Consider the following 23,981-nt stretch of genomic DNA (forward strand, 5'->3'; position numbering starts at 1 on the left):
GTATTAACCTTGGGCTTGTTAACCTTGAGCTATTGATTCCTCTTCATCCACAGTTAGCTCATCCTCAGGAATAGTACTCGGTTTAGTTAAATGTGGTTGGATTAGCAGACTAACGCCAATTGTCCAAGCAATTGAAACCATCCATCCTGCCAAAATATCACTGGGAAAATGAACCCCCAAATATATTCGCGTCCAACCGATCGCTAATACGAATACGCTCCCCACAGCCAGCACTAACCAGCACCAATTACTATTCCAGGTCAAAATGACTAAAGCAGCTATCAAGGTCATACTGGACATTGCATGACCGCTGGGAAATGCGTAATCAAACTCTGGAGAGATTGACTCCCAGAGGTTAGGACGCACTCGATGCAGCAACAGTTTTGCAGTGCGATTAATTAAAATGCTCCCTAGTAGAGTCGTCAGTAAATAGGCGAGCGATCGCCACTTTTTAAGGCGCAGCAACACTAACGAGATTACAGTAGCAACTGGAAATACTCCCCAAAATACTCCGAACTTGGTTAAAGTTGCTGCAAAAACGTCTAGTTGTGGCTGTGCTATCTTGTGAACTGCTAGTAGGAGTGTTTCATCCCAGGGAAGACCGCCTTGATTCTGCAATACTACTAATGCAAGTTCCTCAAAAACCAGCATGGGTAAACAGACTCCTATCAATAGGAGTAGCAAAGAACGCCAATAAGCAACGAGCAGCTTTTCGAGAAAACTTAGGAAAGATGAAGACAGCTTCCAAAAATTAGAACTAAACATTCACCAAAAAATGCTTAAAATGTGTACAAACCGAAATTTTTATTTATTTTTAAAAAAAAAGTAGCACCCTGATGGGGGAATATCTTTGCTATCAGATATTAAATCAAACTCAGATCACGCTTGATAAACTAACTTCCAACTTACCCCTGCTAAAATCACATAAATTACCAGCCGAAGCGCGCCTTGAGGAGTAACCTTGCAGAGTTTAGCCCCTAGCAAAACCCCTGGTACTGTCCCTAACCAAATTGGCAATACTAAACTCCAATTGACTGTCCCAAGGCAGAGGTGTCCAAGGGAAGTAAACACCAATAAAATCGCTGCCTGTGAAATATCTGTGCCTACCAATTTACGCGCGTCGAGGCGAAAAAAGGTAATCAACACAATTGCAAACATCGCACCAGACGACACGCTAGTTAATCCTACCAGACAGCCTAAAAATGCTCCTACACTGAGGGTCGAAATTCGACCCATCTGAGTGTTTAAATCAAACTTAGGCGGTTCAGGTAACTGCAACTTCGGGAAAAAAGTTTTCAGCGACAATTGTGCGAGTCCCAACAAAGTGACAAGCAGGATCATAAACCCGATCGCACGTAGCAGAATGTAATCTAGGTCTAAGGTTGCATTAAGCTTAATCAGGTATAAAATCCCTACTCCGGTTAGTGAGCCAGGAACACTTCCGCAAGCCAGCCATTTGACAACTTGCAGGTCAAGCGTTTGCTGTTTCCAGTGTTTAAAGCCGCCGATCACCTTCATCAAGGTGGCAGCTACTACATCGGAACTGACTGCGATCGCAGGTGGAACGTGGAACACAAAAATCAACATCGGAGTGATCAGAGATGCTCCACCGATTCCCGTTAAACCCACAATGATACCCACGACAAAACTGAGGAACGGTAGTAATAGATAGTCCATACTGCTGTCCTGATACAGGCAATTAAAATGCTGAATCTCTAACTAAAAGTAAACTTTGACCTTAGTGCTAGCGGCGATTAAGCAACATTCGCCGCCCATAAATCCCCCTTAGCCACCGGGGAATAAGACAGGAGCATCGAGAATCTTAAACTGTATCAATGCCAGAATGACCAGAGTGTAAGCGGTTGAGGAGACTACACCTGTCAATAACTCTTTTTTCCAGTTACGCTCAGCGGGTTCCTTACTAAAAACATCGACAGCCCCTACTTGCATCAAGAGAATTCCCGCAATATTAGAGAGCCAGTACCCGACGATTGAGCAAGGCAGAAGTAAATCTGGGGAAAGCCAACTACAGATATACCCAAAAAAATAAGCAATTGGCAGATTGAAAAACAGGTCATTCCACCAACATAGTGGTGACAGCATATATCCAATGACCAGAAGGAATCCGCCTCTGAGCTTTTTGAACCAACCTTCCTGGAAACTTTGTTGAGCCGCTGGTTGCAAATGCTCAGGAGTTACTTGCCCTGCGAGGGTCAGCTCACTACTGGGTCTTTTAGCGTTGTCCATGTAAAATCCACTATCCCGCTAGATTTACCGTAGTTTCAATTTAATCTGATACGGATCAAAAGTCTAGTGCGGAAGGGACAACGCTTTAGTTTTTTTTGAAATATCTAACTATGGTGTGAAACCTGCAAGGCTCTCCAAAGCTCTTGAAACCCTTAGAAGAGTCATCGGTTGGCTTGAGGCGGGAGCAAAACTAAACGAAATACAGGCTGCTGTTGGGTTTCACTCTGTTCAACCCAACCTACACGGAATGATTTGTCAGGCAGCCAGGGCGTGAAAGTGAGGCTTGTTAGCGTAGCAGGACGTGTTGAGTATTAAACTTTCGCTTCCTCCGGCTCCTCACGGGATCTTCGGCTGATCATGCACACTACTAGCCGAAGATCCCAATCGTCGAAGGGCTGTTTTCACATCATGGCAATGTCGGTGAAGTAGCTGTAGATTCTCAGGGGTATCGTTACTCCCTCTGTTTTTAGGGATGATATGGTCAGTGTCCAGCAAGTCTCCATCCTTGAAGGACAATCCGCTCCTGCACCTACTATCAAGCTAACTACCTGGTTTAGGCATCCACCTAATCCCCAAATCAACGACAAAATCACTCGACTTTGAACCGAGAACCCGATCGATCGAGGCGATAAACTAAGGTTTTCCCGTTGCCATCCACAGCGACTCGCCAACCTGCGACCATTGCTTGAGCGCAGCTATTTTCCGTACCAGGCAAATCAAAACAGGTATTTGACCACATCTGACTTCGACCTTCGAGGATGTATAACTGAGAAGTTGGTACTTTTAATTGCTTACTAGCATCCTGCAATACCACCTTGGCAATGGAATTCGGTAAAGAGTCTTTGCGTGGCGGCATTGCGCCTATTGCTTCCGTCCTAATTTGCTCAGCAGATTTATCAGTACGATAGACCTGATATTGCTTCGGTTTGCCTTCCACCGTTACCTGCCAACCTGGTGTCTGAGCGCTCATGCACCGCTCTACAGGACTTGGAAGATCTAAACAGCCATTAGACCAAGTTTGCTGTTGAGTTTGTGTAATCAAAAGTTGGGAGATTGGTAAGGTTAAATGCTCGGATGCTAACTTTAAAACTTGCTCAGCAACCGCAGGAGGTAATTTTTTCGCCTCGTTTGGCTGGCTCTCCCTTTGATAAAGCTGAACCTGGGAACCCACTTTGTCAGTATTATAAATCCAGCGTTTTTGCCCGCTTTCTACGGTGACTTGCCAGCCCTCCACGACAACTGGATCGCAGGGATGGGGAAAAGTCGAAACTTCGCAACCATACGCCCACCCTGTCTGCTTCGCATTCACAATGCGTCCGGTGTTCGCCGGGAGTCCCCAGTTTTGGGTGGCATCTTGCAAAACGGCACTGACAACAGATTTAGGCAATTTGGCATCAACGATGCTGCTAGCAGCTTCATTTAATCTGATCCGGGAGCCGTTGCGATCGCTTCGATAAACTAAGCTTTGTTGCCTAGCTTTTACAGTGACTTCCCACGCAGGCATATTAATTTTGGTGCAGCCTTCAGCCGGACGCGGCAGATTTAAACAACCGTTGGTGTAAATCTGTTCATACTTAATGATGCGTAGTTGCGACGCTTGTAATCCCGTGCGTTGAGATGCTATTCGCAAAATGGCATTGGCAACGGAAGACGGTAACTTTTCTTTCTTAGATACTTGTTTGACGGGATCGGCAACAGCAGCTTCTTTTAAGGTTAAAGCAGTACATAAAGATAAAGACAAGCTGCTAGTTAACAAAATTAAAGTAGCAACTAGCCATTTTTTAGGATTTTTAGTTTGAGTCATTCTTTCCACAATTAAGGCTACTCCAAAGCCACTCGAATTAAAGTTTAGAAGTTTGATGTTTGCTTGAAGTTCATACCATCATTTGAGACGTGGCTGAAAAACCTATGTTCCAAACTAAATTTTTTCTAGGCTTTACAGGCACGTTAGCACAAGGCTTTGAGTGCATTTCTAGATTTTGAACGCACTCAAAGCACTTTATAAAAATAAAACTAAAATCAGATTGCCATAACCGCAACTTTTAATACTGTCGGGAGATTTGCTACTATTTTTATAACATTGTGATTAGGGCATCTAAAGTGGTGGTTTCAAAAACTGAAACCACTGATATTATCTAGGCAGCTAAAGTCGCAGCTATATTCAGGAAACCCGCCTACAGGGATTCTAAAAGTCTTATCAACTACCTATCTTCTTAGGTTGAAAGCACTATTTTTTATAAGAAACTATCTTTCGCGCATGAACAATACTCAAGACATCGTGTGTCCAATCCGGAAGAATTAGTGTCATGGCAATTTCTTCTAGCGTGTGAATGCAACCTACAGCAATCATCATGAATAGCGTAACTCCAGCATAGTTAAAACTGAATAGGGCAATTGTGGCGATGAATAGTGTTATTCCCCAAGCTTTGGCTGAATAAGTGTGATAGCTGGCAGGTTTTCCATATTTTGCTAAGTTGACTACCAACCAGATTAATTGCATCAAGATTATGAGGCTCAATGGTAGTGAGAAGGCAGTTATAACATCAGGATGCACTAACCATGCACTAATTCCGATACATAGATAAAGACAAACATCAGCTAAACTATCGGCTTGTCGCAAAGCAGCGGTACTGACACCGATTCGACGGGCGATCGCGCCATCAAAAATATCTGAAAGAAAGGCAAGTACAAAACTAAAAATGAACCAGGGACTGGTTGTACCGTCAAGGGCATCCCATAATAGCAAAGGGCTTAGGCAGAGGCGGATAATGACCAGTGAAATGGGAAGAGATTGCAGAATCAAGGATGAATATTTTTGGCGATCGCGTTGGGAGTGTTCGATTGTATTTACGTTGTTCATGTTATTGAGGGCATAAGTAAGCGTGTGATGATAAAGACGCGATCGCTAATTCCATTTCGCTTTTGTGAAGCTACACATCAGATCCCCCCAACCCCCTTAAAAAAGGAGGGCTAAGAAGAAGCTTATGTGTAGGAGTCGAAAAATTAATGGCTATATCTAAAAAGGAAGCACCGTTATCGCTTGCATTTCGTACTGCTCATTCGCTGCTACATCACTGGATCTCGCGCTTGTCCCTAAAGGCAAAGGAAGTGGTTCGTAGCGTTCCAAGCGGTTGAGGGGTCTGCGGGTTGCAGTTTCGTAGGCGAGCGCAGTGTGGAGGTAAGCTAGGATTTCCATCATTGGTAGATGCCTGGGGGGTGAAGTTCTCGATTACCCTTAGTTTTATGGGAATCCAGATTTACGGGGAGCGATCGCTTACCAGTTTTTGAAAAGTACGCCTGCTTGGTGGCTGTAAACCTAGTTTTCTCGTAGCCGCTGCGCCTTGAGAAGGGGTCAGTTGCAGAATTGGCCGATCCCTTGCGGAAATAGTGAAGTCTTTTTCGCCTTTTCTAGGCGTTGGCAAAGGCGATCGCTTTCGGAGCCTCTCCATGATGCTTTCTCTATCACGAACGAATTTCATCACAAGGAGAGCGATCGCTCTGATATAGCAATCGTATTTGAGTTGTAACCAGCGCTTGAGATCCCCGACGTAGAGAAGTCAAGGATCTTACCTTCACGAATCATTTGGGGGTTGAGGCGGAGTAATTCTGTGAATGTCCCATCTATCCGGTTAGCAGCTAAGCTTGCATTTGTTAAAGCGGAGCGAATAATTTTGTTTCAGCCTGCTGCGTAGCTTCAGCAAAAAGCTTCTCGGCAAGTTGTTGTTTTTCAGCAAGGTCAGCAAGATTTTCTATGCCATAAAGGGATGACACATTAGCGATTACATCTGGCGGAAAGTCTCGGCTAAAGTATTTTGTTTTAAAATCGTATCGGTTCGGTCGATATACCATTCCCAAAACTTCTATTAAAGGTTGCATTGTGTAGTTGTGATAATTAGCGATCGCTTCCACAAACCGCTCACGATTAATCTCTTTATTTACAAAAACTTGCAGAAAATCAAATTTACTTCTTAGAATCTCTAATCTTGCTTTCATTTCCTCTAAATGTTCGCTTTGATTCAAATTCGTCTGAACAATAAGATTAGCTTTATCAAAGGCAACGACTAGATTTCCATGCCGCTCCAACGCTAGGAAATGATTGGGATTACTCCGCTTCATTAGCACAAAATCAATCATTAAGAACGGACTTGCTGATTCTAATTGGTAAAAGCATTGTGAGTGACCATGCCAAGTCGGTTCGGGAACTCGTAACTTAAATCGAATTTTAGAAATAGTTTCTAGAGCAGTTTCTACAATAGAAAACGTTTCTTCAACGCGCTCATCTTCAACAGTTACCTGAATGTCGAGGTCAGACCACTCATCTGTATAGCCATGTGCAGCCGAACCTCCTTGCCAGAAAGCAAAAACAAAATCAATTGGCTGTAAGGTATTAATCAGCGTTTCAAGAATTTTTCCTCTCATCATCATGTATAAAATATGTAGAAAATTTAAGCCTTTAGCGATTAGCCCGTTCGCCGTAAGCGTTCCCGTTCGCGTTAGCCTTTCCTAAGGGTAGCGTAGGGTAATTTATTTCAGGGCAGAACTAAAATCTCAACAGGATTATCATCCTCCCGACTCACCCGATCGGGTGATTTCCCAGGACAACAAGCGCGAATAAGATAAGCTCAGCGAATAACGCGATGGAATACAACAGTTTGGCGTGCGTTGGTAAGTTTTGTAAACTACCTTCAGCCAATTGCAACTGCTTGTAGTATCATACTACAGTTCCCTTAACCGGGAAATTATTGAAAAGTATCTCAGGAGGAAGAATTATGTTAGAGCGTGTAGCCGTTAAGACCGCCACAACCATTCAGACGCAACACCCCATCCTCACAGAGCTTTTCATTTAATTATTCTGATGTAAGCGAATAATTTACGCGATTCCTCTGTGAGTTTGGCGGTCTCTAACCGCACCCATAGAGGAAACTTCAATGAATTTAGAGTTGTTGGGCTGGAATCGTTTTTTTGAAAAAAACTTTGACAGCTATTTTCAACAAGGATATACGGTTGGTCGAGTTGCTCTTGAGCAAAAAAATACCTACCTTCTCTACACCGAGTTAGGAGAATTGTCGGCAGAAGTAACGGGGAAAATGCGTTACCAAGCCGACACACGAACAGATTTTCCAGCGGTCGGAGATTGGGTAGTCGTTAGCATTATTGACGATGAAGAAAGAGCAAAAATCCATGAAATTTTGCCCAGAAAAAGCAAATTTTCTCGAAAAGCTGTAGGCGCACAAACAGATGAGCAAATAATTGCCACCAACATTGATACGGTGTTTTTGGTTTCGGGATTGGATCTAGACTTCAATCTTAGAAGAATCGAACGGTATCTAATTTTGGTTTGGGAAAGTGGAGCGAATCCAGTCATCATTCTGAATAAAGCCGACTTGTGCGATGAAGTTGAGCAACGAAAAACGGAAGTAGAAGCGATCGCTCCTAGCGTACCCATTATTAGCTTGAGTGCAATTGAGAACCAAGGACTCGATGCCTTGAGTCCCTATCTCGGTACGGGGCAAACCGTAGCACTAATTGGTTCTTCGGGAGTCGGGAAATCGACGATTACCAATCAATTAGCTAAAAAGGACATTCAAGCAGTTCAATCAGTACGCAAAGGAGATAATCGAGGCCGCCACACCACAACACATCGAGAGTTAATTATTTTGCCTTCTGGGGGTTTGCTGATGGACACTCCGGGAATGCGAGAAATTCAGATGTGGAATGGAAGTGAAGGCTTTCAGGAAACCTTTACTGATATTAATACGCTTGCTACAGAGTGTCGCTTTCGCGATTGCCAACATGAAGCAGAACCCGGTTGTGCAGTGCAACAAGCTTTGCTTGATGGCATTCTAGATAAGCAACGTTTCCGGAACTACCGAAAACTTCAACAAGAGCTTGAATACAATCACCGGAAACAAGATCAAAAAGCGTCTTTAGCCGAGAAGGAAAAATGGAAAAAAATCCATAAAGCTCTAAGAAACAATCCAAAACGCTAAGCAGCTAAGTCATTATCTTAGCCAGCAAAAAAGCGTTAACTTCTAGGAGCAGCCAGTAAGGATTGGGAAGTGGAGTCTCGAAACTTCCAAGTTAAACTTGGAAGTTTCAAGGCCTCAATTCTGCATAGGCAGTTGAATTCGTGTAGCCGTGAGTTGACTTGCCAGCGTTTTTTATCAACACTCAGTATTTTGGAAATAGCCATGAAGAACCTAACAAAAAATCATCATCTGTACTCTAATTACCCAGGATTCAGCATATATGCAAAAAAAATCATTTCTAACCGCCGAACAAATTAGCTACGAACTCGCTTCCGACCAAACCTTATTTACCAATGTTCAAGCCACAGTGAATGAGGGAGATAGAATTGCGCTTGTCGGTGCTAATGGGGTAGGAAAATCAACCTTACTCAAAATCCTAGCGGGTGAAATTCAGCCTAGTTCCGGTTCTGTGAGTCGTGAGGGTACTGTTTATTACCTTCCACAAATTAGCACCCTTATCCAGTCAACCCAAGGCGCGACTGTTTTTGATTTTTTAAGTTATTTTTCAGAGGATTGGTGGGAAATTAGTAACCTGTTAGAAGCGAAGTTAAAAACTTCAGTAGATATTTCGCTACCCGTTAGCAGTTTGAGTGGCGGAGAGCTAACTAAACTGCTTCTGGCAATTGGTTTATACAGAAACCCAAGCGTACTACTCCTAGATGAACCCACGAATCATCTTGATTTCTTAGCTTTGGAGAATCTAAAGCATTTCCTCCAAGAATTGAAGCAACCTTTTGTCCTTGTTTCTCACAAACCTTTTTTCCTAGATCAAGTCGTCAACACCATCTGGGAGTTAACACCATTAGGAGTGAAGGTTTATGGCGGTAACTTTTCCGGCTACAAGGAACAAAAAGAAATTGAATTTCAGGTAGCTTTGAGGACGCGAGAAATAGCCAAAAAAGAACTTAAGCAGGCAACTGATGCGTCTTTGCAAGAAGAGAAACGAGCAGGAAAATCCCAAAGAGAAGGGCGTAAACAAGCTCACGATAGAAGTATGGGAAAATCTGCAAGAAGATTCTTCGAGAATCGAGCATCAGCAAGTGCTGGAAGCGCCTCAAAAAAACATGAGGTGGCTATCGCTAAAGCTACACAAAATTTGGAATCTGCCAAAATTAGGACAAATCCAGTTGCCATTGTTCGCCTTGAAGAAGAAAGGAGTAAAAAGGGGAGAAGCTTAATTGACATTCAAGGAGCAAATCTGAAGATTGGAAATCAGTTTCTCATCAAGAATATACAGATGCACATAGCATCCGGTGAGCGAGTTGCTATTTCTGGGGCTAATGGATCGGGAAAATCAAGCTTAATTAGGGCAGTCTTGGGCATTCATCGAGAAAATTCTCCAGCAATTCTTGAATCGGGAAAAGTTTCAGTTGCTCCCCGTTTAAAAGTTGTATGTCTTGACCAAACTTACGAGTTTGTCGATAGGGAAAATACAATTTTAGGAAATTTGCAAGTAGCTAATCCCAACCTAGAGTATCAACTTGTCAGACAGCAGCTTGGACACTTTTTATTTTTTAATTATGAAGTGAATAAAAAAGCCGATGTTTTGAGTGGAGGAGAGCTAGCAAGACTTGCCCTGGCGATGATTAGCGTATCAGAAATTGAGTTGCTGGTATTGGATGAACCAACGAACAATTTGGATTTAGAAACCATTACTCAAATTGTTGAAGCGTTAGAAGAGTATCAAGGTGCTATCTTGGTAATTTCTCATGACCTAGACTTTCTCAGTCGCATTCAGATAACCAAAGCCTTTAAAATCCAAAATAAGGCGATGCGAACGACCGTTTTTCTTCCCGATGAGACAGAACAATATTATCAAGAATTGCTGGAATAGCCAAAAGCAGCTCTAACTAAAATTAGGTGCTATCTAAATAGGCAAGTTTGTTTGTCTATAGCAGTCCAAATGATTTGTGAAGGCAAGATACCCAAATGCTTAGAAAAGTCGGGTATCTGAACCGCTAGTTCCCAACTAAACTAGGATTGTTATAGACACTCCTTGAGGCGTCGGATATGTTTATTAAACAGATGCCATGAACCCTAACTCAAATAATCTTAAAACCATTAATTACACCCAAATTGTAGACCTGAGTCATGTCATTGAGCCAAATATTCCTATTTGGCAAAACGATCCACTCGTTGAATTTGAGCCAGTCGCCGAGTTAGAAAAAGATGGTTACTATCTACGAAGATTCTCGATGGGAGAACACAGCGGCACTCATATCAACGCACCTAGTAGCTTTTATGAAGATGGGGTTGGGATTGAGAATTATCCAGCTCAGTCGCTCGTTGTACCAGCAATTGTTATCGATATCCGCGACAAAGCTATTGCTAATTTTGACTATGCTTTAACAACAGCCGATGTCTTCGACTGGGAACAGCAACACCATCCTATCTCTCCTAACACTGTTGTACTTCTATACACGGGTTGGCAAGAAAAGTGGAGCGATAAAAAAGCCTTTTTAAATCAGGACGAGAAGGGCAAATTTCACTTTCCGGGGTTTGGCGCTGAAACTAGCCGATTCTTAGTCGAACAACGCGCGATCGCTGGTGTGGGAATTGATACTCATGGCGTCGATCCAGGGCAAGATGAAACCTTTAGCACCAACCGCCTGGTACTAAAAAAGGCTGGAATTGTATTGGAAAACCTGACAAATCTCGATCGGTTATCGCCCACTGGCACTACATTAGTCATTGGGATTTTACGTCTACGGGGTGGTTCTGGGACACCTGTATCCGTGTTAGCTTTTGTGCCTTGATACCTGCACAAAAATCGCATTGACTTTACGCGATCGCGCCTTCAATCAACCTTGATAGGCGATTATCCCTTGTGGTGAAAGCAAAGATAGATGACGCCGGATGCCGACAACGCCCCGATAGCTGCAAAAGAAAGAATCGATATGTCTGAACAAGAGGTTTTTGTCTTTCCTGCATCATTTGCCCAACAGCGGCTGTGGTTCCTTGACCAGTTGATACCTGGCAATGCGATCTATAATGTGCCGACAGTCATTCGCCTAAAAGGTACGCTCAATTTCGCGGCATTAGAGCAGACATTTAACGAAATTGTGCGTCGCCACGAAGCCTTACGGACTACATTTAAGGTGCTAGAGGGGCAACCCGTACAAGTGATTCCTGCGGAAAGTTGCGCTAAGGCTTCCGGCTTAACCATCCCTCTATCCGTAGTAGACCTGCGGCAGTTTCCAGAATGCGATCGCGAACTCCAAGCCCAGCAGTTGGTAGCAGCAGAAATCGAGCGTCCTTTTGATTTGTCCTCTATTCCATTGCTGCGAGTAAAGCTGCTACAGCTTTCCGAAACAGAACATATTCTATTGCTGAATATGCACCACATTATCTGTGATGATTGGTCGATTGGGGTGCTGATTCGGGAACTGGGAACCCTCTACACAGCCTTTACTTGTAAAGACGGGATGCATCCCGTCTCTACGCTGCCGGAACTGCCCCTACAATACGCCGACTTTGCCCATTGGCAGCGCGAGTGGCTGCAAGGAGAGGTGCTGGAAACCCAGTTAGCTTACTGGCGACAACAATTAAACGGTATTTGCATACTAAATTTGCCTATTGACCGACCGAAACCAGCTGTTGCAAGCTATCGAGGCGCAACCCAATCTTTAGAGTTACCGAAAAAGCTAAGTGATCCGCTCCAGACGCTTTCGCAGCAAGAAGGCACCACCCTATTTATGACTTTGCTAGCAGCATTTCAGACCTTACTCTACCGCTACACGCATCAAGAAGACATCGCGGTGGGTTCGCCTATTGCTAACCGCAACCGTAGCGAAATTGAAGGATTAATTGGCTTTTTTGTCAACAGTTTGGTATTACGCACCGACTTATCTGGAAACCCAACTTTCCGCGAACTCTTAAGCAGAGTTCGGCAGGTAACACTAGGCGCATACAGCCATCAAGATTTGCCTTTTGAGAAACTTGTTGAGGAGCTACATCCAGAGCGCAACTTAAATATTCATCCGCTATTCCAAGTAGTATTTGGCTTTGAGAATGCGCCAATGTCAGCGTTAGAACTGCCTGGATTAGTGCCTAGCTTTATGGATGTTGACTTTAAAACAACCCGATTCGATTTGGAGTTGCATTTGTGGAAGTGTTCCGAAGATTTCCGGAGCTTATGGGGCGGTAAATGGGAGAATTCGGAGGGGATTAGAGGCGTAGTGGTTTACAACACGGATTTATTCGATGAAGCCACGATTACTAGAATGCTGGGACATTTTAAAACATTGCTTGAAGGGATTGTTAATCATCCCGAAGAACGAGTTGCAAATTTACCGCTATTGGGTGAAGCTGAACGACAGCAGTTATTAATACAAGTAAACGACACCCAGGCGGATTATCCTCAAAATCAGTGTATCCATCAGTTATTTGAAAATCAGGTAAAGCAGAATCCTAATTCTATAGCAGTAATATTTGAAAATTTAGAGACAAGGGTTATCGAGTCTCTAACCTACCGGGATTTGAACATACGCAGCAACCAATTAGCACATTATTTACAAAAAATGGGGGTAGTTTCGGAAGTTTTAGTCGGCATCTGTATGGAGCGTTCTGTAGACCTAATTGTGGGATTACTAGGCATTCTGAAAGCAGGGGGAGCTTATGTGCCTTTAGATCCTAGTTATCCTCAAGAACGTTTGAAGTTTATGCTTGATGATGCTTGTAAGGGCGAAGCATTTCTACAGAAAAACTTTGGCTTCAATCCAGAAATTATTGGCACGGATACGCCCGTACTATTGCTGACACAGGAAAAATTAGTTGGGCATTTTGAGGGTTTCTCAAACCCAGTTGTGTCCCTTGATAAGGATTGGGAAATCATTGCCCAAGAAAGTGAAGAAAACTCGAATAGCAGCGTAACCAGCGAGAACTTAGCTTATGTAATCTACACTTCTGGTTCTACAGGAAATCCTAAGGGAGTTGCGGTTACTCACAAAGCTGTCAATCGGCTGGTATGCAACACAAATTATGTAAAATTGTCGCCTGATGATAAAGTTGCCCAAGCCTCAAACACTTCCTTTGACGCAGCAACATTCGAGATTTGGGGCGCGTTACTCAATGGCGCTCAACTTGCGGGAATTAGCAGAGATGTCACCCTTTCGCCCCACGAGTTTGCCTTACAACTTCAACAAAAAGACATCAGCATTTTATTTTTGACCACCGCTTTATTTCAACAGATTGCCAGAGATGTTCCGCAAGCTTTCGCTAACTTGCGCTATTTGCTATTTGGAGGCGAGGCTGTTGATACTCGGTGGGTCAAAAAGGTTATTAAGCAAGGCGCGCCGAAGCATTTAATTCATGTTTATGGGCCAACAGAGAGTACAACATTCTCTTCTTATTACTGCGTGGAGAATGTGCCAGAATCAGCAACATCCATCCCCATTGGTCGCCCGATTACGAATACGCAGATTTATTTGCTGGATGCTCATTTACAACCTGTACCGATTGGTGTTTTCGGCGAATTGTACATTGGCGGTGATGGATTGGCGCGAGAATATCTGAATCGCCCTGAATTAACTGCTGAACGCTTTATTTCTAATCCTTTTAGTAAGAAAACAGAAGCACGACTTTATAAAACGGGTGACTTAGCCCGCTATCTACCAGACGGCAATATTGAGTTTTTAGGTCGCATTGATAATCAGGTAAAAATTCGCGGCTTCCGCATCGAATTAGGCGAAATTGAAGCGGCGCTCAATCAGCATCCAGTAGTGAGCGAGACAGCGGTAATTGTTAGGGAAGAAATCCCTGGTGATAAGCACTTGGTTGCTTATATTGTTCCTAACCAAAAACAGGCACCAGCAAGCATCAATCTGCGGCAATTCCTAAAAGAAAAGTTACCTGAATACATGGTGCCTTCAGCTTATGTCATGCTAGAATTCCTACCGCTGACACCGAATGGAAAAGTAGATCGCCGTGCCTTACCTGCGGTTGATACGCTCAGTTTTGATATCAAAGAAGATTATGTTGCACCACGCGATCGCGTTGAGGAAGCGCTAGCCGAAATTTGGGCTAAAGTTTTGGGAAAAGAGCAGGTAAGTGTCCACGACAATTTCTTTGAATTGGGCGGTCATTCTCTACTCGCAACTCAGCTAACTTCCCGCATCCGCGATGCTTTCCAAATAGAGTTGTCTGTACGCAACTTGTTTGAATCTCCAACGGTAGCTAGTTTAGCTAGGCACATTGAAACGATGTGTTGGGCAGCTAAAGGTTTGGATAACACGAATTCTACGAAAAATGAGCGAGAAGAAATAGAATTTTAAGTCTTTCTACAATCTCATTTGCAAATACTCAAGAGTCAGCAAGCGCAAGTAATCTAAAATGTTCTGAGCGTTACCCGCATTTAGCACAAAACGCACTGACAACTTCGGAAAAGAGCTGATTCTTCTCCATCAATACCATGTGTCCACCCGGCTTGATCGTGACGAGTTCAGCTTGAGGTAGTTCGGCTTTCATGCGATCGCTTGCAACAGGTTTAGTTGCGATATCTGTTGCACCGCAAACGACCAACACCGGAACGTTAATCGTTGGGAGTGTTGTTGTTTCCTCGAAATTGAACATTGCCAATGTACCGCGAGCGAGAACACCAGGCGAACCTAAAGCCGATAAGAAAGCGGCGAAATCCAGTTGACCGCGGGTTTCAGTCCCCTTAAATCCAGAAATCTCTACGCTGATGTGTAGCGAACCGTTGAGATAGCTTAGCCAAGTCATCAGCCAAAAGAGGGGTGACAGGAGCATGGTGAGGTACAGTAATGGTTCAAGCAGCGGTTTCTGCAATTTGGGTAACACACTGCTCAAGATAGAAGTTTTCAGCGGATTGGTGTAGGTTGTATCTGCGAGGATTAAGCCTGCTACGCGACGCCCCAGATGTTCTGGAAACAGCCGACAGAATGTTAGGTTAATCATGCCACCCATGCTGTGTCCGAGCAGGATAACCGGCTTGTCTCCCGCGATCGCAACAACGGCTTCCAGGTCACGGGCATATTTTTCTACGGAGTAGTCGTTATTTTTGGGTCTAGTGGATTTTCCGAGTCCTGGCAAATCCCATACTATTACTCGGAAGCGATCGCTCAGTTGTCGCTTGGCATAGTACCATACCGCACTGTTTGGTCCCCAACCGTGTGAAAAGATAATCGGTTGACCATCTTCAGGCCCATAGAACTCTACGTGCAGGACGCTACCATCCGGTCGTGGCAAGCGCTGTACAGTTCCAGTACGCATCAATTTAGGTTCGTCAGCACCTTGGCGACGCAGCAGCGGCAAGCTGATAAAACGACCGCCAAGAGACCACAAAACCATCGCCAGTCCGCCTATCAAGTAGGATGTCCCCACCAGTTCCCCTTCATACCACTCATACAGAATGTAAATCCCTCCGCCCAGTATCCCGATGGACAGCAATCCAACCAGCCATACGAGTAGGAAATTGAGGGGCATGAACACCATGAGCAGAAACCTTTAGGGTAGGATGTTGACTGCGTTGTCTTCCAACGTCATACCGAGGTTAGACCACAGTCGGGTCAATAGCAAGTACACTCCTCTAGCGGGTAGTGTCCTAGAAGAGGTTTAATTTTGAAAACAGTTGAGTTTTTATCTTACCTCCGTAGCTTAGATATTCAGGTTTTTGTCGATGGAGAACGCCTGCGCTGTAACGCCCCAGAAGGAAGCCTCACCGCAGAACTACGTGCAGAGATAGCTGAACGCAAAGCTGAAATTCTCTCATTTCTAAGGACAGCTAACGTTACCAAAAACGCTACTCCGATAAGCCTTACACCCATTTTGCGGGACAGAAATCTGTCGCTATCCTTTGCACAACAGCGGCTGTGGTTTCTGGATCAATTAGTCCCTAACAATGCTTTCTATAATGTTCCGGCAGCGGTGCGTCTGGTCGGTTCGTTAAATTTAGCAGCCCTGGAGAAGACTTTTAACGAAATTGTGCGCCGTCACGAAGCTTTACGCACCACTTTTGTAACGGTGGAAGGGCAACCCGTACAAGCGATCGCATCCACGTTAACTGTACCGCTACCAGTAATAGATTTGCGTTCGCGATGCGTCTCTGTTGGCGAAGCCGCCCTGAAAGGGCTAGGAGAATTAGAAACCGAAGCGCGACGCATCACCACCCAAGAAGCTCAACGCCCTTTCGATTTGTCCAAAGACCCTTTTCTGCGAGTAACGCTACTGCGGTTGGATGAGTCAGAATATGTGCTACTGCTGGTTCTGCATCATATTGTCTCCGATGGCTGGTCTATGGGGGTACTAATTCGCGAGTTAGCGGCACTTTACACCACCTTTGCTTCTTGTAAAGACGATCAATTTTCCGTCTCTACACCTTTACCAGAACTACCTATTCAGTATGCAGACTTTGCCCACTGGCAACGTGAGTGGTTGCAAGGGGAAGTATTGGAAACCCAACTTGCTTACTGGCGGCGGCAATTAGAGGGTATTTCTATCTTAAATTTGCCTACTGACAGACCTCGACCAGCAGTTCAAAGCTACCGGGGTGCAACGCAACTTTTGCAACTACCAAAAAGCCTAAGCAAGGCGTTAGAAGCCTTAAGCCAGCAAGAAGGCGTAACTTTGTTTATGACTTTACTTGCAGCATTTCAAACCTTGCTGTACCGCTACACGCAGCAAGAAGATATTGCAGTAGGTTCGCCAATTGCCAACCGCAACCGCAGCGAAATAGAAGGGTTGATTGGTTTTTTTGTTAATAGTTTAGTGTTGCGTATCAACTTCGGTGAAAACCCAACGTTTCGCTCACTTTTGATTCAAGTGCGAGAAGTATCTCTGGGAGCGTATGCTCACCAAGATTTGCCTTTTGAAAAGTTGGTGGAGGAACTGCATCCAGAGCGCAATTTGAATCAAAATCCCCTATTTCAGGTGGTGTTTGCATTACAAAATGCGCCAATGTCGGCGCTAGAACTACCAGGTTTAACCTTAAGCCCGTTGCAATTTGTTGATACAGAAACAACGCGATTTGATTTAGAGTTCCACTTGTGGGAGCAAAAGGAAAATAATGGGTTAGGGGTAGATAGCTCAGAAGGAATTAGCGGCTTTGTCGTATACAGCACCGATTTATTCGATGCAGCCACGATTAACCGAATGCTGGAACATTTCCAAATATTGCTAGAGGGCATTGTTGCGAATCCAGAGCAACGAGTTACCGAATTACCGATATTAAGTGAAGCTGAACTACATCAACTGTTAGTGCAATGGAATAATACCAAAGTAGATTATCCCAATGATTTGTGTGTTCATCAGCTATTTGAAGCACAGGTAGAGCAGAATAAAGATGCGATTGCTCTAGTATTTGAAGATAAAAAACTCACCTACCAAGAGTTAAATATACGCAGCAACAAACTTGCACGTTATTTGCAAAAATTGGGTATCGGTGCGGAAATTTTAGTAGGACTTTGCGTAGAGCGATCGCTTGAGATGATAATCGGGATGTTAGCCATCCTGAAAGCAGGTGGAGCCTACCTACCTTTAGACCCCAGCTACCCTCCTGAGCGTTTAAGTTTTATGCTTAAAGATGCTCAAGTGCCAGTTTTATTAACACGCGAACAGTATATCAAACGCCTTAATAATCAAAATTCAAAAATAATTTGTTTAGACAAAGATTGGGAAAATATTTCCCAAGAAAGCGAAGATAATCCTAGCAGCAGCGTTACCTCAGAAAACCTTGCTTATGTTATTTACACTTCTGGCACCACTGGAAAGCCTAAAGGAGTTCAAATTAAACATAGTGGACTACTAAATCTAGTATTTTGGCATCAACAAGCATTTGCAGTTTCACCGCTTGACCGGGTAACGCAGGTTGCGGGATGTGCATTTGATGCTTGCACATGGGAAATTTTGCCTTATTTGAGTGCAGGAGCTAGAATTTATTTGACCGATGATGAAATCAGGATATCGCCTGAAAAGCTGCGAGATTTTTTAGTATCAAAATCAATAACGATTAGCTTCTTGCCTACCCCTTTAGCTGAGAAAGTTTTGTTATTAGATTGGTCTAAAGATATAGCATTACGAATCTTATTAACAGGAGGAGACAAATTACATCAGTATCCTTTGGCTGAATATCCTTTCCAGATAGTGAATAATTATGGCCCAACTGAGAATACTGTTGTTACAACTTCCGGGATAGTTGCTGTTAAAAAGCCAGAATATCCCCCCAACCCCCCTTCAAAAGAGGGGCAAGAAGCGATCGCAGATGTAGCAGCATCATCAGGAAATGCGATCGCGCCTACAATTGGTCGTCCCATTGCCAACACTCAAGTTTATGTTCTAGATAGATATTTACAGCCTGTTCCCATCGGCGTTGCTGGTGAATTGTACATTGGTGGTGATGGACTAGCGCGAGGTTATTTAAACCGTCTTGATTTAACTGCTGAAAAATTCATTTCTAATCCTTTTAGTAACCAACCAGAAGCACGTCTTTATAAAACAGGCGATTTAGTTCGATATCAACTAGATGGTAATATCGAATTTTTAGGACGCTTCGACGAACAGGTTAAAATTCGCGGCTTCCGCATAGAGTTGGGAGAAATTGAAGCGGTACTGAGCCAGAATCCAGCAGTGCTGCAAAATGTTGTAATAACTCGTGAAGATTTACCAGGGGAAAAGCGTTTAGTAGCTTATGTAGCGCTAAATTCTGAATACAGCGGACAGAAGCAGATGGAAATGCAATTGCAAAATGAGCAGGTTTCGCAATGGCAGATGCTCTACAACGAAAATTATAATCAACCTGCTGCTAGTTCAGATCCAAAATTCAATATTGTCGGTTGGAATAGCAGTTATACTAATCAACCGATTCCAGGAGAACAGATGCGTGAATGGGTAGATAACCAGGTCGCGGAAATTCTGGATTTGCAACCGAGTCGAGTGTTAGAAATAGGGTGTGGAACAGGTTTATTGTTGTTTAGAATTGCGCCTCACTGCAATAAATATTGTGGGACAGACTTTTCCTCGGCTTCACTTAACTACATCCAGGAGCAATTGGCACAATTACCTCAAGTAACATTGCTTCAGAAGTTGGCGACTGACTTTGAGGGAGTGGAGTCAGAAGCCTTTGATACGGTGATTCTCAACTCCGTAGTGCAATATTTTCCCAGTATTGATTATCTGGTGCGCGTACTGGAGGGTGCAATAAATGCGATCGCTCCCGGTGGCTTCATCTTCATTGGCGATGTGCGTAGCCTCCCCCTGCTGCAAGCTTTCCACGCCTCAGTACAACTTTATCAAGCGGAACCCTCCCTCACCCGCGAACAGTTGCAGCAACGGGTAGAAATGCAAATGTTCCAAGAAACTGAGTTAGTAATTGATCCAGCTTTCTTCAGTGCATTAAAGCAGCGATTTCCCCAGATTAGCGACGTACAAATTCAACTAATCCGGGGTCATCACCACAATGAATTAACGCAGTTTCGTTATAATGCGATTCTGCATATTGGCACAGAAATAGATTCTGGAAGCACCTACATCAATCCCCCCGAAGCGGCGGGAAGTAAGAATACTCCGGCTCCCTCCCCGTTGCGGGGAGAGCTGGGGAAGGGTTCCTCGCTAGACTGGCACGAAAATAACTTAACCGTCTCCGCTGTACATCAGCTATTAATTGATAACCAACCAGAAAGTTTAAGCATTACCAATGTGCCTAATGCGCGGGTAACAGCAGCAGTTAAAACAGCAGAATGGCTCTCAGGCGCAGCAGAATTTAAAACGGCGGGACAGATGCGCGAAGCATTGCAAAAACTCCAAAATTCAGGAGTAGAACCAGAAGATTTTTATCGTCTAGATGTCCCTTACAACGTTGATATTAGCTGGTCAAGCTCCGGTACTGAAGGACGCTACGATGTAGTGTTTGTAAGCAAAGAAATAGGCAAGAAAACTACTTTACCACTCAGCAATAAATTGCGATCGCTACAATCTTATGCGAATAATCCCCTACAAGCAAAAGCAGCCCGTAAGTTAATCCCTCAATTGCAGACTTATCTAACCCAAAAGCTACCTGAGTACATGGTGCCATCGGCTTTTGTAGTGCTGGAATCTTTACCGCTTACACCTAATGGCAAAGTCGATCGCCGTGCTTTACCTGCACCCGAACCAGTCAAACTAGAATTGGCAGGAAGTTATGTTGCACCTCAAACTCCGGTTGAGGAAGTGTTAGTGAAAATTTTTGCTGAGGTTTTAGGAGTTAAACGGGTAGGTATTCACGATAATTTCTTTGAATTAGGAGGACATTCATTACTAGCGACTCAGCTTGTTTCTAGAGTGCGCGACGCATTCGGGGTGGAGTTACATTTGCGTAGCGTATTTGAGGCACCGACCATTGCAGAATTATCGAAAGCGATCGCTAGTTTTCAGCAGACCAATACTCAAAGCAAAGCCCCAGCCTTAGTGCCAATTTCTCGTGAAAATCGTCGCATGAAGCTATCTTCTCTCAATAAAGAAAACCAGCAACCCTGAACCAGATGAAAACCAGCGACCAATTTCCAGAAAATTTCATCTGGGGCGCGGCTACCTCCGCCTATCAGATAGAGGGTGCAGCAACAGAAGGCGATCGCAAACCCAGCGTCTGGGATACTTTCAGTGCCACCCCCGGACGGGTTGAGAATGGCGATACGGGTGCTGTTGCTTGCGACCATTACCACCGCTACGAAACAGACGTAGAACTGATGGCAAAACTGGGTATCAAGCACTATCGCTTCAGTATCGCTTGGCCCCGAATTATTCCTGATGGTCGGGGAAACGTGAATGAAAAGGGAATCGATTTCTACAAGCGCTTAGTTGATTGCTTGCAAAAACACGGGATTACACCCCACGCCACCTTGTTTCATTGGGACAGTCCTCAAGCCCTAGAGGATTTGTATGGTTCTTGGCGCAGCCGCGAGATGGCTTCAGATTTTGCTGACTATGTTACTGCGGTTGTCAGTCGGTTAGGCGATCGCATCACCAACTGGATGACCATCAACGAAATCCCCTGCTTCACTGATTTCGCCTACGATGTGGATAAAGACCCACCCTTTGCCCCTGGCACTCGCGTCAAAACTCGCAAAGAAGTGTGGCAGACTTCTCACCATGCCCTCCTCGCTCATGGAATGGGCTGTCAAGCTATCCGTGCTGCCTCGCCCCTTCCCTGTTCTGTAGCACTTGTAGACAATATTTCTGTCACCGTTCCCCTCACCGAATCAGCGGCTGATATAACAGCGGCTCAGCAAGCTTTCCATACGTCTTGGCTTAATGGTGGGATTATTTTTCCAGCCCTTACGGGTGCCTACAGTCCAGCAATGCTTGAGAAGTTGGGAGCCGATGCCCCAGATATTCAGTCGGGCGATTTAGAAATCATTCACCAGCCGCTCGATGCACTGGGTCTTAATATATACACGGGTAGTTATGTTCGTGCGGCGGACAATAAAGATCGTTACGAGTTTCTTGACTTCCCCAAAGGCTACCCGCGAATGAATATGCCTTGGCTGCATATCGTTCCTGAGAGTATTTATTGGGGTATTCGCCATATTAGCGACACGCTGGGGCGTCAAGATTTGCCCATTTTCATTACTGAGAATGGCTGTGCTGCGGAAGACGAACTGAACGCGCAAGGCGAGGTAATTGATACAGATCGCATTATGTATTTACGCCAATATTTGAAGGCAGCTCATCGAGCCATGCGAGAAGGCTATCCGCTGAAAGGTTACTTCCTCTGGAGTTTTATGGATAACTTTGAGTGGCCTTACGGTTATAGTCGCCGCTTCGGGATTACCTATGTCGATTACAAGACGCAACAACGCATTCCCAAAGCAAGCTTCAATTGGTATGCAGAGTGCATTCGTCAGAACCGAGTGGTTTAGGATAATTGCAAGTTGTGGAGTGGCGCGATCGCGCCACTATCAAAAGTGGTTGAAAGCTTGAAAGACAGCAATGCTAAAAGTAAAGTCCTACTTTTAGTCCCAATTTCCCGTGAAAATCATTCCATGAAGCTATCATCGCTGAACAAAGAAAGCAAAGCTTGAGTGAGTGATTTCCAACTTTTTAATCTGTGCCCTCACATCTACTCTATGTATGTTTTGTAAAGGCCACCTTAACTTGGTTAACTAATCATTAGTTTTAATTATAATTTCCTACTGTGCTTTTTAAATAAGTAATTATATTTGGACTTTAGTTTCTCTTGTCGTTTCAAGAGAAACTAATGTATCACAAATCAGAATTTATGTATATAGATTATCCCGAAATAATGCAGTAAATTGCTGTTATACGCAGGTTGGTGAAAACGCCACCAGCTGGACACTATGACGTTTTCACCGTTTCACCCGCGTTTAGATTCGTTTACACAATTAGGTTCACTTGTGGAAAAATTTGTGGAAAAACCAACTGTGCTATCACACCTTAGCTCGAATGCTGGGGTAACTCAACTAGCCTTGGACTTGGGGATTGCAGTCAGTTGCCCCAAGCCGCATCGGACGTTTCCCAAGCGGAAGCGCAAAACTGAGGATAATAGTTCTTACCCTCACCACGGCTTGTGGACTACAGAGCAAGTCATGGCTTTACTGAAGCTCTGCGATCCAAAACCTTTGTATCTGGCAAAGCAGCAAAACCGACCGCACTACCAAGACGGTTGGGCTGTCAGACCAACTGACAAGCGTAATCATTGGGTTTTGTATAGCCAAGCTCTACCTTACCCACAAGCCGACTGTCACTAGAGTTAAATAAACAGGGCTAAGCCTAGATCCCCCCTCCCTGCCCCAATGCACAGGGGGGTTAGTGAGCCTTGCTTCATAATTTGAATAGCGCCAAGGTAAATTAAATGAGAACTCAATCGATATGAAACTGCATTGCAGGACAATTTATTCGAGCCGAAAACACTCCTAAGGCGCAAATTTTGAGAGATTCGCCAGAAGATTGTTGCGAGTGTGTACCCTCAGTTCAGATGGGAAAGAAGTATAAAAAGAAGTGACTCAACCTTGAAATGAGCGCGATCGCACTATTGAATGAAACGCAGCTACATTAATTCTGGGAAATCAGCAAGCCATGACTCAAGCCTTACCTAAACCAATAACCTTTGAAGACTTTCTAGAGTGGAAGGCCGAAACTGGACGCTATGAACTACATGATGGGGTGATTATTGAAATGCAGCCAGTGGGAGAACATGAGGAAGTCAAAGGTTTTTTGGCAACAAAACTAACTATAGAGTTTGACCGATTAAATCTTCCCTACTTTATACCCAATCAAGCGCTAGTCAAGCCGCCAGAAAAAGAATCAGGTTATTTACCAGATGTGCTGATATTAAATCGGGCTAATCTAGCAGCGGAACCGTTATGGAAAAAATCTTCAACTGTTACTCAAGGTGCATCAATTCCTTTAGTAATTGAAGTAGTCAGTACCAATTGGCGGGATGATTACCTGCTCAAAGTTGCGGATTATGAAGAAATTGGTGTTCCGGAATACTGGATTGTTGATTACCTGGGGTTAGGCGGTAGGCGATTTATTGGCAACCCCAAGCAACCTACTATTTCGGTTTACTCAATGGTTGAGGGTGAGTACCAAGTGAGTCAGTTTAGGGGTGCTGACCGCATTGAATCGCCAACGTTTCCAGAGTTAAATTTGACTGCTGAACAGATTTTTAGAATTGGGGCAACTGAATGAATTCGCGTCTATACAAACAAAGGCTGAATGCTGCACGGACTAAAATATGATAAATATTTATCGAAA

Annotated in this window: 17 protein-coding genes; 8 read left to right on the forward strand and 9 right to left on the reverse strand. The window is 44.1% G+C overall.

Translation table 11 applies throughout. The features are described 5' to 3' along the window. Positions 1 to 18 precede the first annotated feature (18 nt). The 8 genes from NDI44_RS14985 to NDI44_RS15020 form a co-directional block, all read right to left on the reverse strand. Positions 19 to 765, reverse strand: a complete 747-nt coding sequence (locus NDI44_RS14985) for a phosphatase PAP2 family protein (protein WP_190412263.1) — start codon at positions 763 to 765, stop codon at positions 19 to 21. A gap of 114 nt (positions 766 to 879) precedes the next feature. Further along, positions 880 to 1,677 carry a sulfite exporter TauE/SafE family protein gene (locus NDI44_RS14990; protein ID WP_190412264.1) on the reverse strand — a complete coding sequence of 266 codons (798 nt, stop codon included), beginning with the start codon at positions 1,675 to 1,677 and terminating at the stop codon, positions 880 to 882. 108 nt (positions 1,678 to 1,785) lie between these two features. Continuing rightward, a complete protein-coding gene (locus tag NDI44_RS14995; RefSeq protein ID WP_190412265.1) occupies positions 1,786 to 2,247 on the reverse strand; it encodes a hypothetical protein in 462 nt (153 codons plus the stop codon). Between the two features lie 336 nt (positions 2,248 to 2,583). Beyond that, entirely contained in the window at positions 2,584 to 2,763 is a 180-nt protein-coding gene (locus tag NDI44_RS15000; protein WP_190412266.1) for an HNH endonuclease signature motif containing protein, read from the reverse strand. A gap of 73 nt (positions 2,764 to 2,836) precedes the next feature. After that, the gene (locus tag NDI44_RS15005; protein WP_190412267.1) at positions 2,837 to 4,051 is read right to left on the reverse strand and encodes a hypothetical protein; all 1,215 of its coding nucleotides are present in this window, start codon (positions 4,049 to 4,051) and stop codon (positions 2,837 to 2,839) included. A gap of 423 nt (positions 4,052 to 4,474) precedes the next feature. Next, positions 4,475 to 5,107: a CDP-alcohol phosphatidyltransferase family protein gene (locus NDI44_RS15010; RefSeq protein ID WP_242037039.1), complete on the reverse strand. Its 633-nt coding sequence runs from the start codon at positions 5,105 to 5,107 to the stop codon at positions 4,475 to 4,477. 156 nt (positions 5,108 to 5,263) lie between these two features. Continuing rightward, the gene (locus NDI44_RS15015; RefSeq protein ID WP_190412268.1) at positions 5,264 to 5,446 is read right to left on the reverse strand and encodes a hypothetical protein; all 183 of its coding nucleotides are present in this window, start codon (positions 5,444 to 5,446) and stop codon (positions 5,264 to 5,266) included. 452 nt (positions 5,447 to 5,898) lie between these two features. Further along, positions 5,899 to 6,672, reverse strand: a complete 774-nt coding sequence (locus tag NDI44_RS15020) for a nucleotidyltransferase domain-containing protein (RefSeq protein WP_242037040.1) — start codon at positions 6,670 to 6,672, stop codon at positions 5,899 to 5,901. 503 nt (positions 6,673 to 7,175) lie between these two features. Here NDI44_RS15020 and rsgA point away from each other — a divergent pair. From rsgA to NDI44_RS15040, 4 genes are all read left to right on the forward strand, one after another. After that, the gene (gene rsgA / locus NDI44_RS15025; RefSeq protein WP_190412269.1) at positions 7,176 to 8,237 is read left to right on the forward strand and encodes a ribosome small subunit-dependent GTPase A; all 1,062 of its coding nucleotides are present in this window, start codon (positions 7,176 to 7,178) and stop codon (positions 8,235 to 8,237) included. A 259-nt stretch (positions 8,238 to 8,496) separates the two neighbouring features. After that, positions 8,497 to 10,110 (forward strand): ribosomal protection-like ABC-F family protein, encoded by a 1,614-nt coding sequence (abc-f, locus tag NDI44_RS15030; RefSeq protein WP_190412270.1) that lies wholly within the window; start codon positions 8,497 to 8,499, stop codon positions 10,108 to 10,110. Positions 10,111 to 10,306: 196 nt separating this feature from the next. Then, the gene (locus tag NDI44_RS15035) at positions 10,307 to 11,032 is read left to right on the forward strand and encodes a cyclase family protein (RefSeq protein ID WP_190412271.1); all 726 of its coding nucleotides are present in this window, start codon (positions 10,307 to 10,309) and stop codon (positions 11,030 to 11,032) included. A 141-nt stretch (positions 11,033 to 11,173) separates the two neighbouring features. Further along, positions 11,174 to 14,548, forward strand: coding sequence for a non-ribosomal peptide synthetase (locus NDI44_RS15040; RefSeq protein WP_190412272.1), 3,375 nt, complete (start codon positions 11,174 to 11,176; stop codon positions 14,546 to 14,548). A gap of 70 nt (positions 14,549 to 14,618) precedes the next feature. Here NDI44_RS15040 and NDI44_RS15045 read toward each other — a convergent pair whose 3' ends face one another. Continuing rightward, the gene (locus NDI44_RS15045) at positions 14,619 to 15,728 is read right to left on the reverse strand and encodes an alpha/beta hydrolase (RefSeq protein ID WP_190412273.1); all 1,110 of its coding nucleotides are present in this window, start codon (positions 15,726 to 15,728) and stop codon (positions 14,619 to 14,621) included. Positions 15,729 to 15,854: 126 nt separating this feature from the next. Here NDI44_RS15045 and NDI44_RS15050 point away from each other — a divergent pair, with 126 nt between their 5' ends. From NDI44_RS15050 to NDI44_RS15065, 4 genes are all read left to right on the forward strand, one after another. After that, on the forward strand, positions 15,855 to 20,741 hold the full coding sequence (locus tag NDI44_RS15050) for a non-ribosomal peptide synthetase (protein WP_190412274.1): 4,887 nt from the start codon (positions 15,855 to 15,857) through the stop codon (positions 20,739 to 20,741). 5 nt (positions 20,742 to 20,746) lie between these two features. Continuing rightward, the gene (locus NDI44_RS15055; protein ID WP_190412275.1) at positions 20,747 to 22,123 is read left to right on the forward strand and encodes a GH1 family beta-glucosidase; all 1,377 of its coding nucleotides are present in this window, start codon (positions 20,747 to 20,749) and stop codon (positions 22,121 to 22,123) included. Positions 22,124 to 22,630: 507 nt separating this feature from the next. Next, complete coding sequence (locus tag NDI44_RS15060; protein WP_190529709.1) at positions 22,631 to 22,972, forward strand: hypothetical protein; 342 nt, start codon at positions 22,631 to 22,633, stop codon at positions 22,970 to 22,972. Between the two features lie 328 nt (positions 22,973 to 23,300). Beyond that, positions 23,301 to 23,915, forward strand: coding sequence for a Uma2 family endonuclease (locus tag NDI44_RS15065; RefSeq protein WP_190412277.1), 615 nt, complete (start codon positions 23,301 to 23,303; stop codon positions 23,913 to 23,915). Positions 23,916 to 23,981 lie beyond the last annotated feature (66 nt).

Origin of the sequence: Trichocoleus sp. DQ-A3, assembly GCF_039961975.1 — a bacterium.
Lineage (GTDB): Bacteria > Cyanobacteriota > Cyanobacteriia > Cyanobacteriales > FACHB-T130 > FACHB-T130.

Excerpts from the sequence above, each read along its gene's own strand:
- NDI44_RS15015 (WP_190412268.1), bottom strand. The coding sequence starts at position 5,446 with ATGATGGAAATCCTAGCTTACCTCCACACTGCGCTCGCCTACGAAACT.
- NDI44_RS14990 (WP_190412264.1), bottom strand. The coding sequence starts at position 1,677 with ATGGACTATCTATTACTACCGTTCCTCAGTTTTGTCGTGGGTATCATT.
- NDI44_RS14985 (WP_190412263.1), bottom strand. The coding sequence starts at position 765 with ATGTTTAGTTCTAATTTTTGGAAGCTGTCTTCATCTTTCCTAAGTTTT.
- NDI44_RS15045 (WP_190412273.1), bottom strand. The coding sequence starts at position 15,728 with ATGGTGTTCATGCCCCTCAATTTCCTACTCGTATGGCTGGTTGGATTG.
- abc-f (WP_190412270.1), top strand. The coding sequence starts at position 8,497 with ATGCAAAAAAAATCATTTCTAACCGCCGAACAAATTAGCTACGAACTC.
- NDI44_RS15065 (WP_190412277.1), top strand. The coding sequence starts at position 23,301 with ATGACTCAAGCCTTACCTAAACCAATAACCTTTGAAGACTTTCTAGAG.
- NDI44_RS15055 (WP_190412275.1), top strand. The coding sequence starts at position 20,747 with ATGAAAACCAGCGACCAATTTCCAGAAAATTTCATCTGGGGCGCGGCT.
- rsgA (WP_190412269.1), top strand. The coding sequence starts at position 7,176 with ATGAATTTAGAGTTGTTGGGCTGGAATCGTTTTTTTGAAAAAAACTTT.
- NDI44_RS15035 (WP_190412271.1), top strand. The coding sequence starts at position 10,307 with ATGAACCCTAACTCAAATAATCTTAAAACCATTAATTACACCCAAATT.
- NDI44_RS14995 (WP_190412265.1), bottom strand. The coding sequence starts at position 2,247 with ATGGACAACGCTAAAAGACCCAGTAGTGAGCTGACCCTCGCAGGGCAA.
- NDI44_RS15010 (WP_242037039.1), bottom strand. The coding sequence starts at position 5,107 with ATGAACAACGTAAATACAATCGAACACTCCCAACGCGATCGCCAAAAA.
- NDI44_RS15040 (WP_190412272.1), top strand. The coding sequence starts at position 11,174 with ATGTCTGAACAAGAGGTTTTTGTCTTTCCTGCATCATTTGCCCAACAG.
- NDI44_RS15020 (WP_242037040.1), bottom strand. The coding sequence starts at position 6,672 with ATGATGATGAGAGGAAAAATTCTTGAAACGCTGATTAATACCTTACAG.
- NDI44_RS15005 (WP_190412267.1), bottom strand. The coding sequence starts at position 4,051 with ATGACTCAAACTAAAAATCCTAAAAAATGGCTAGTTGCTACTTTAATT.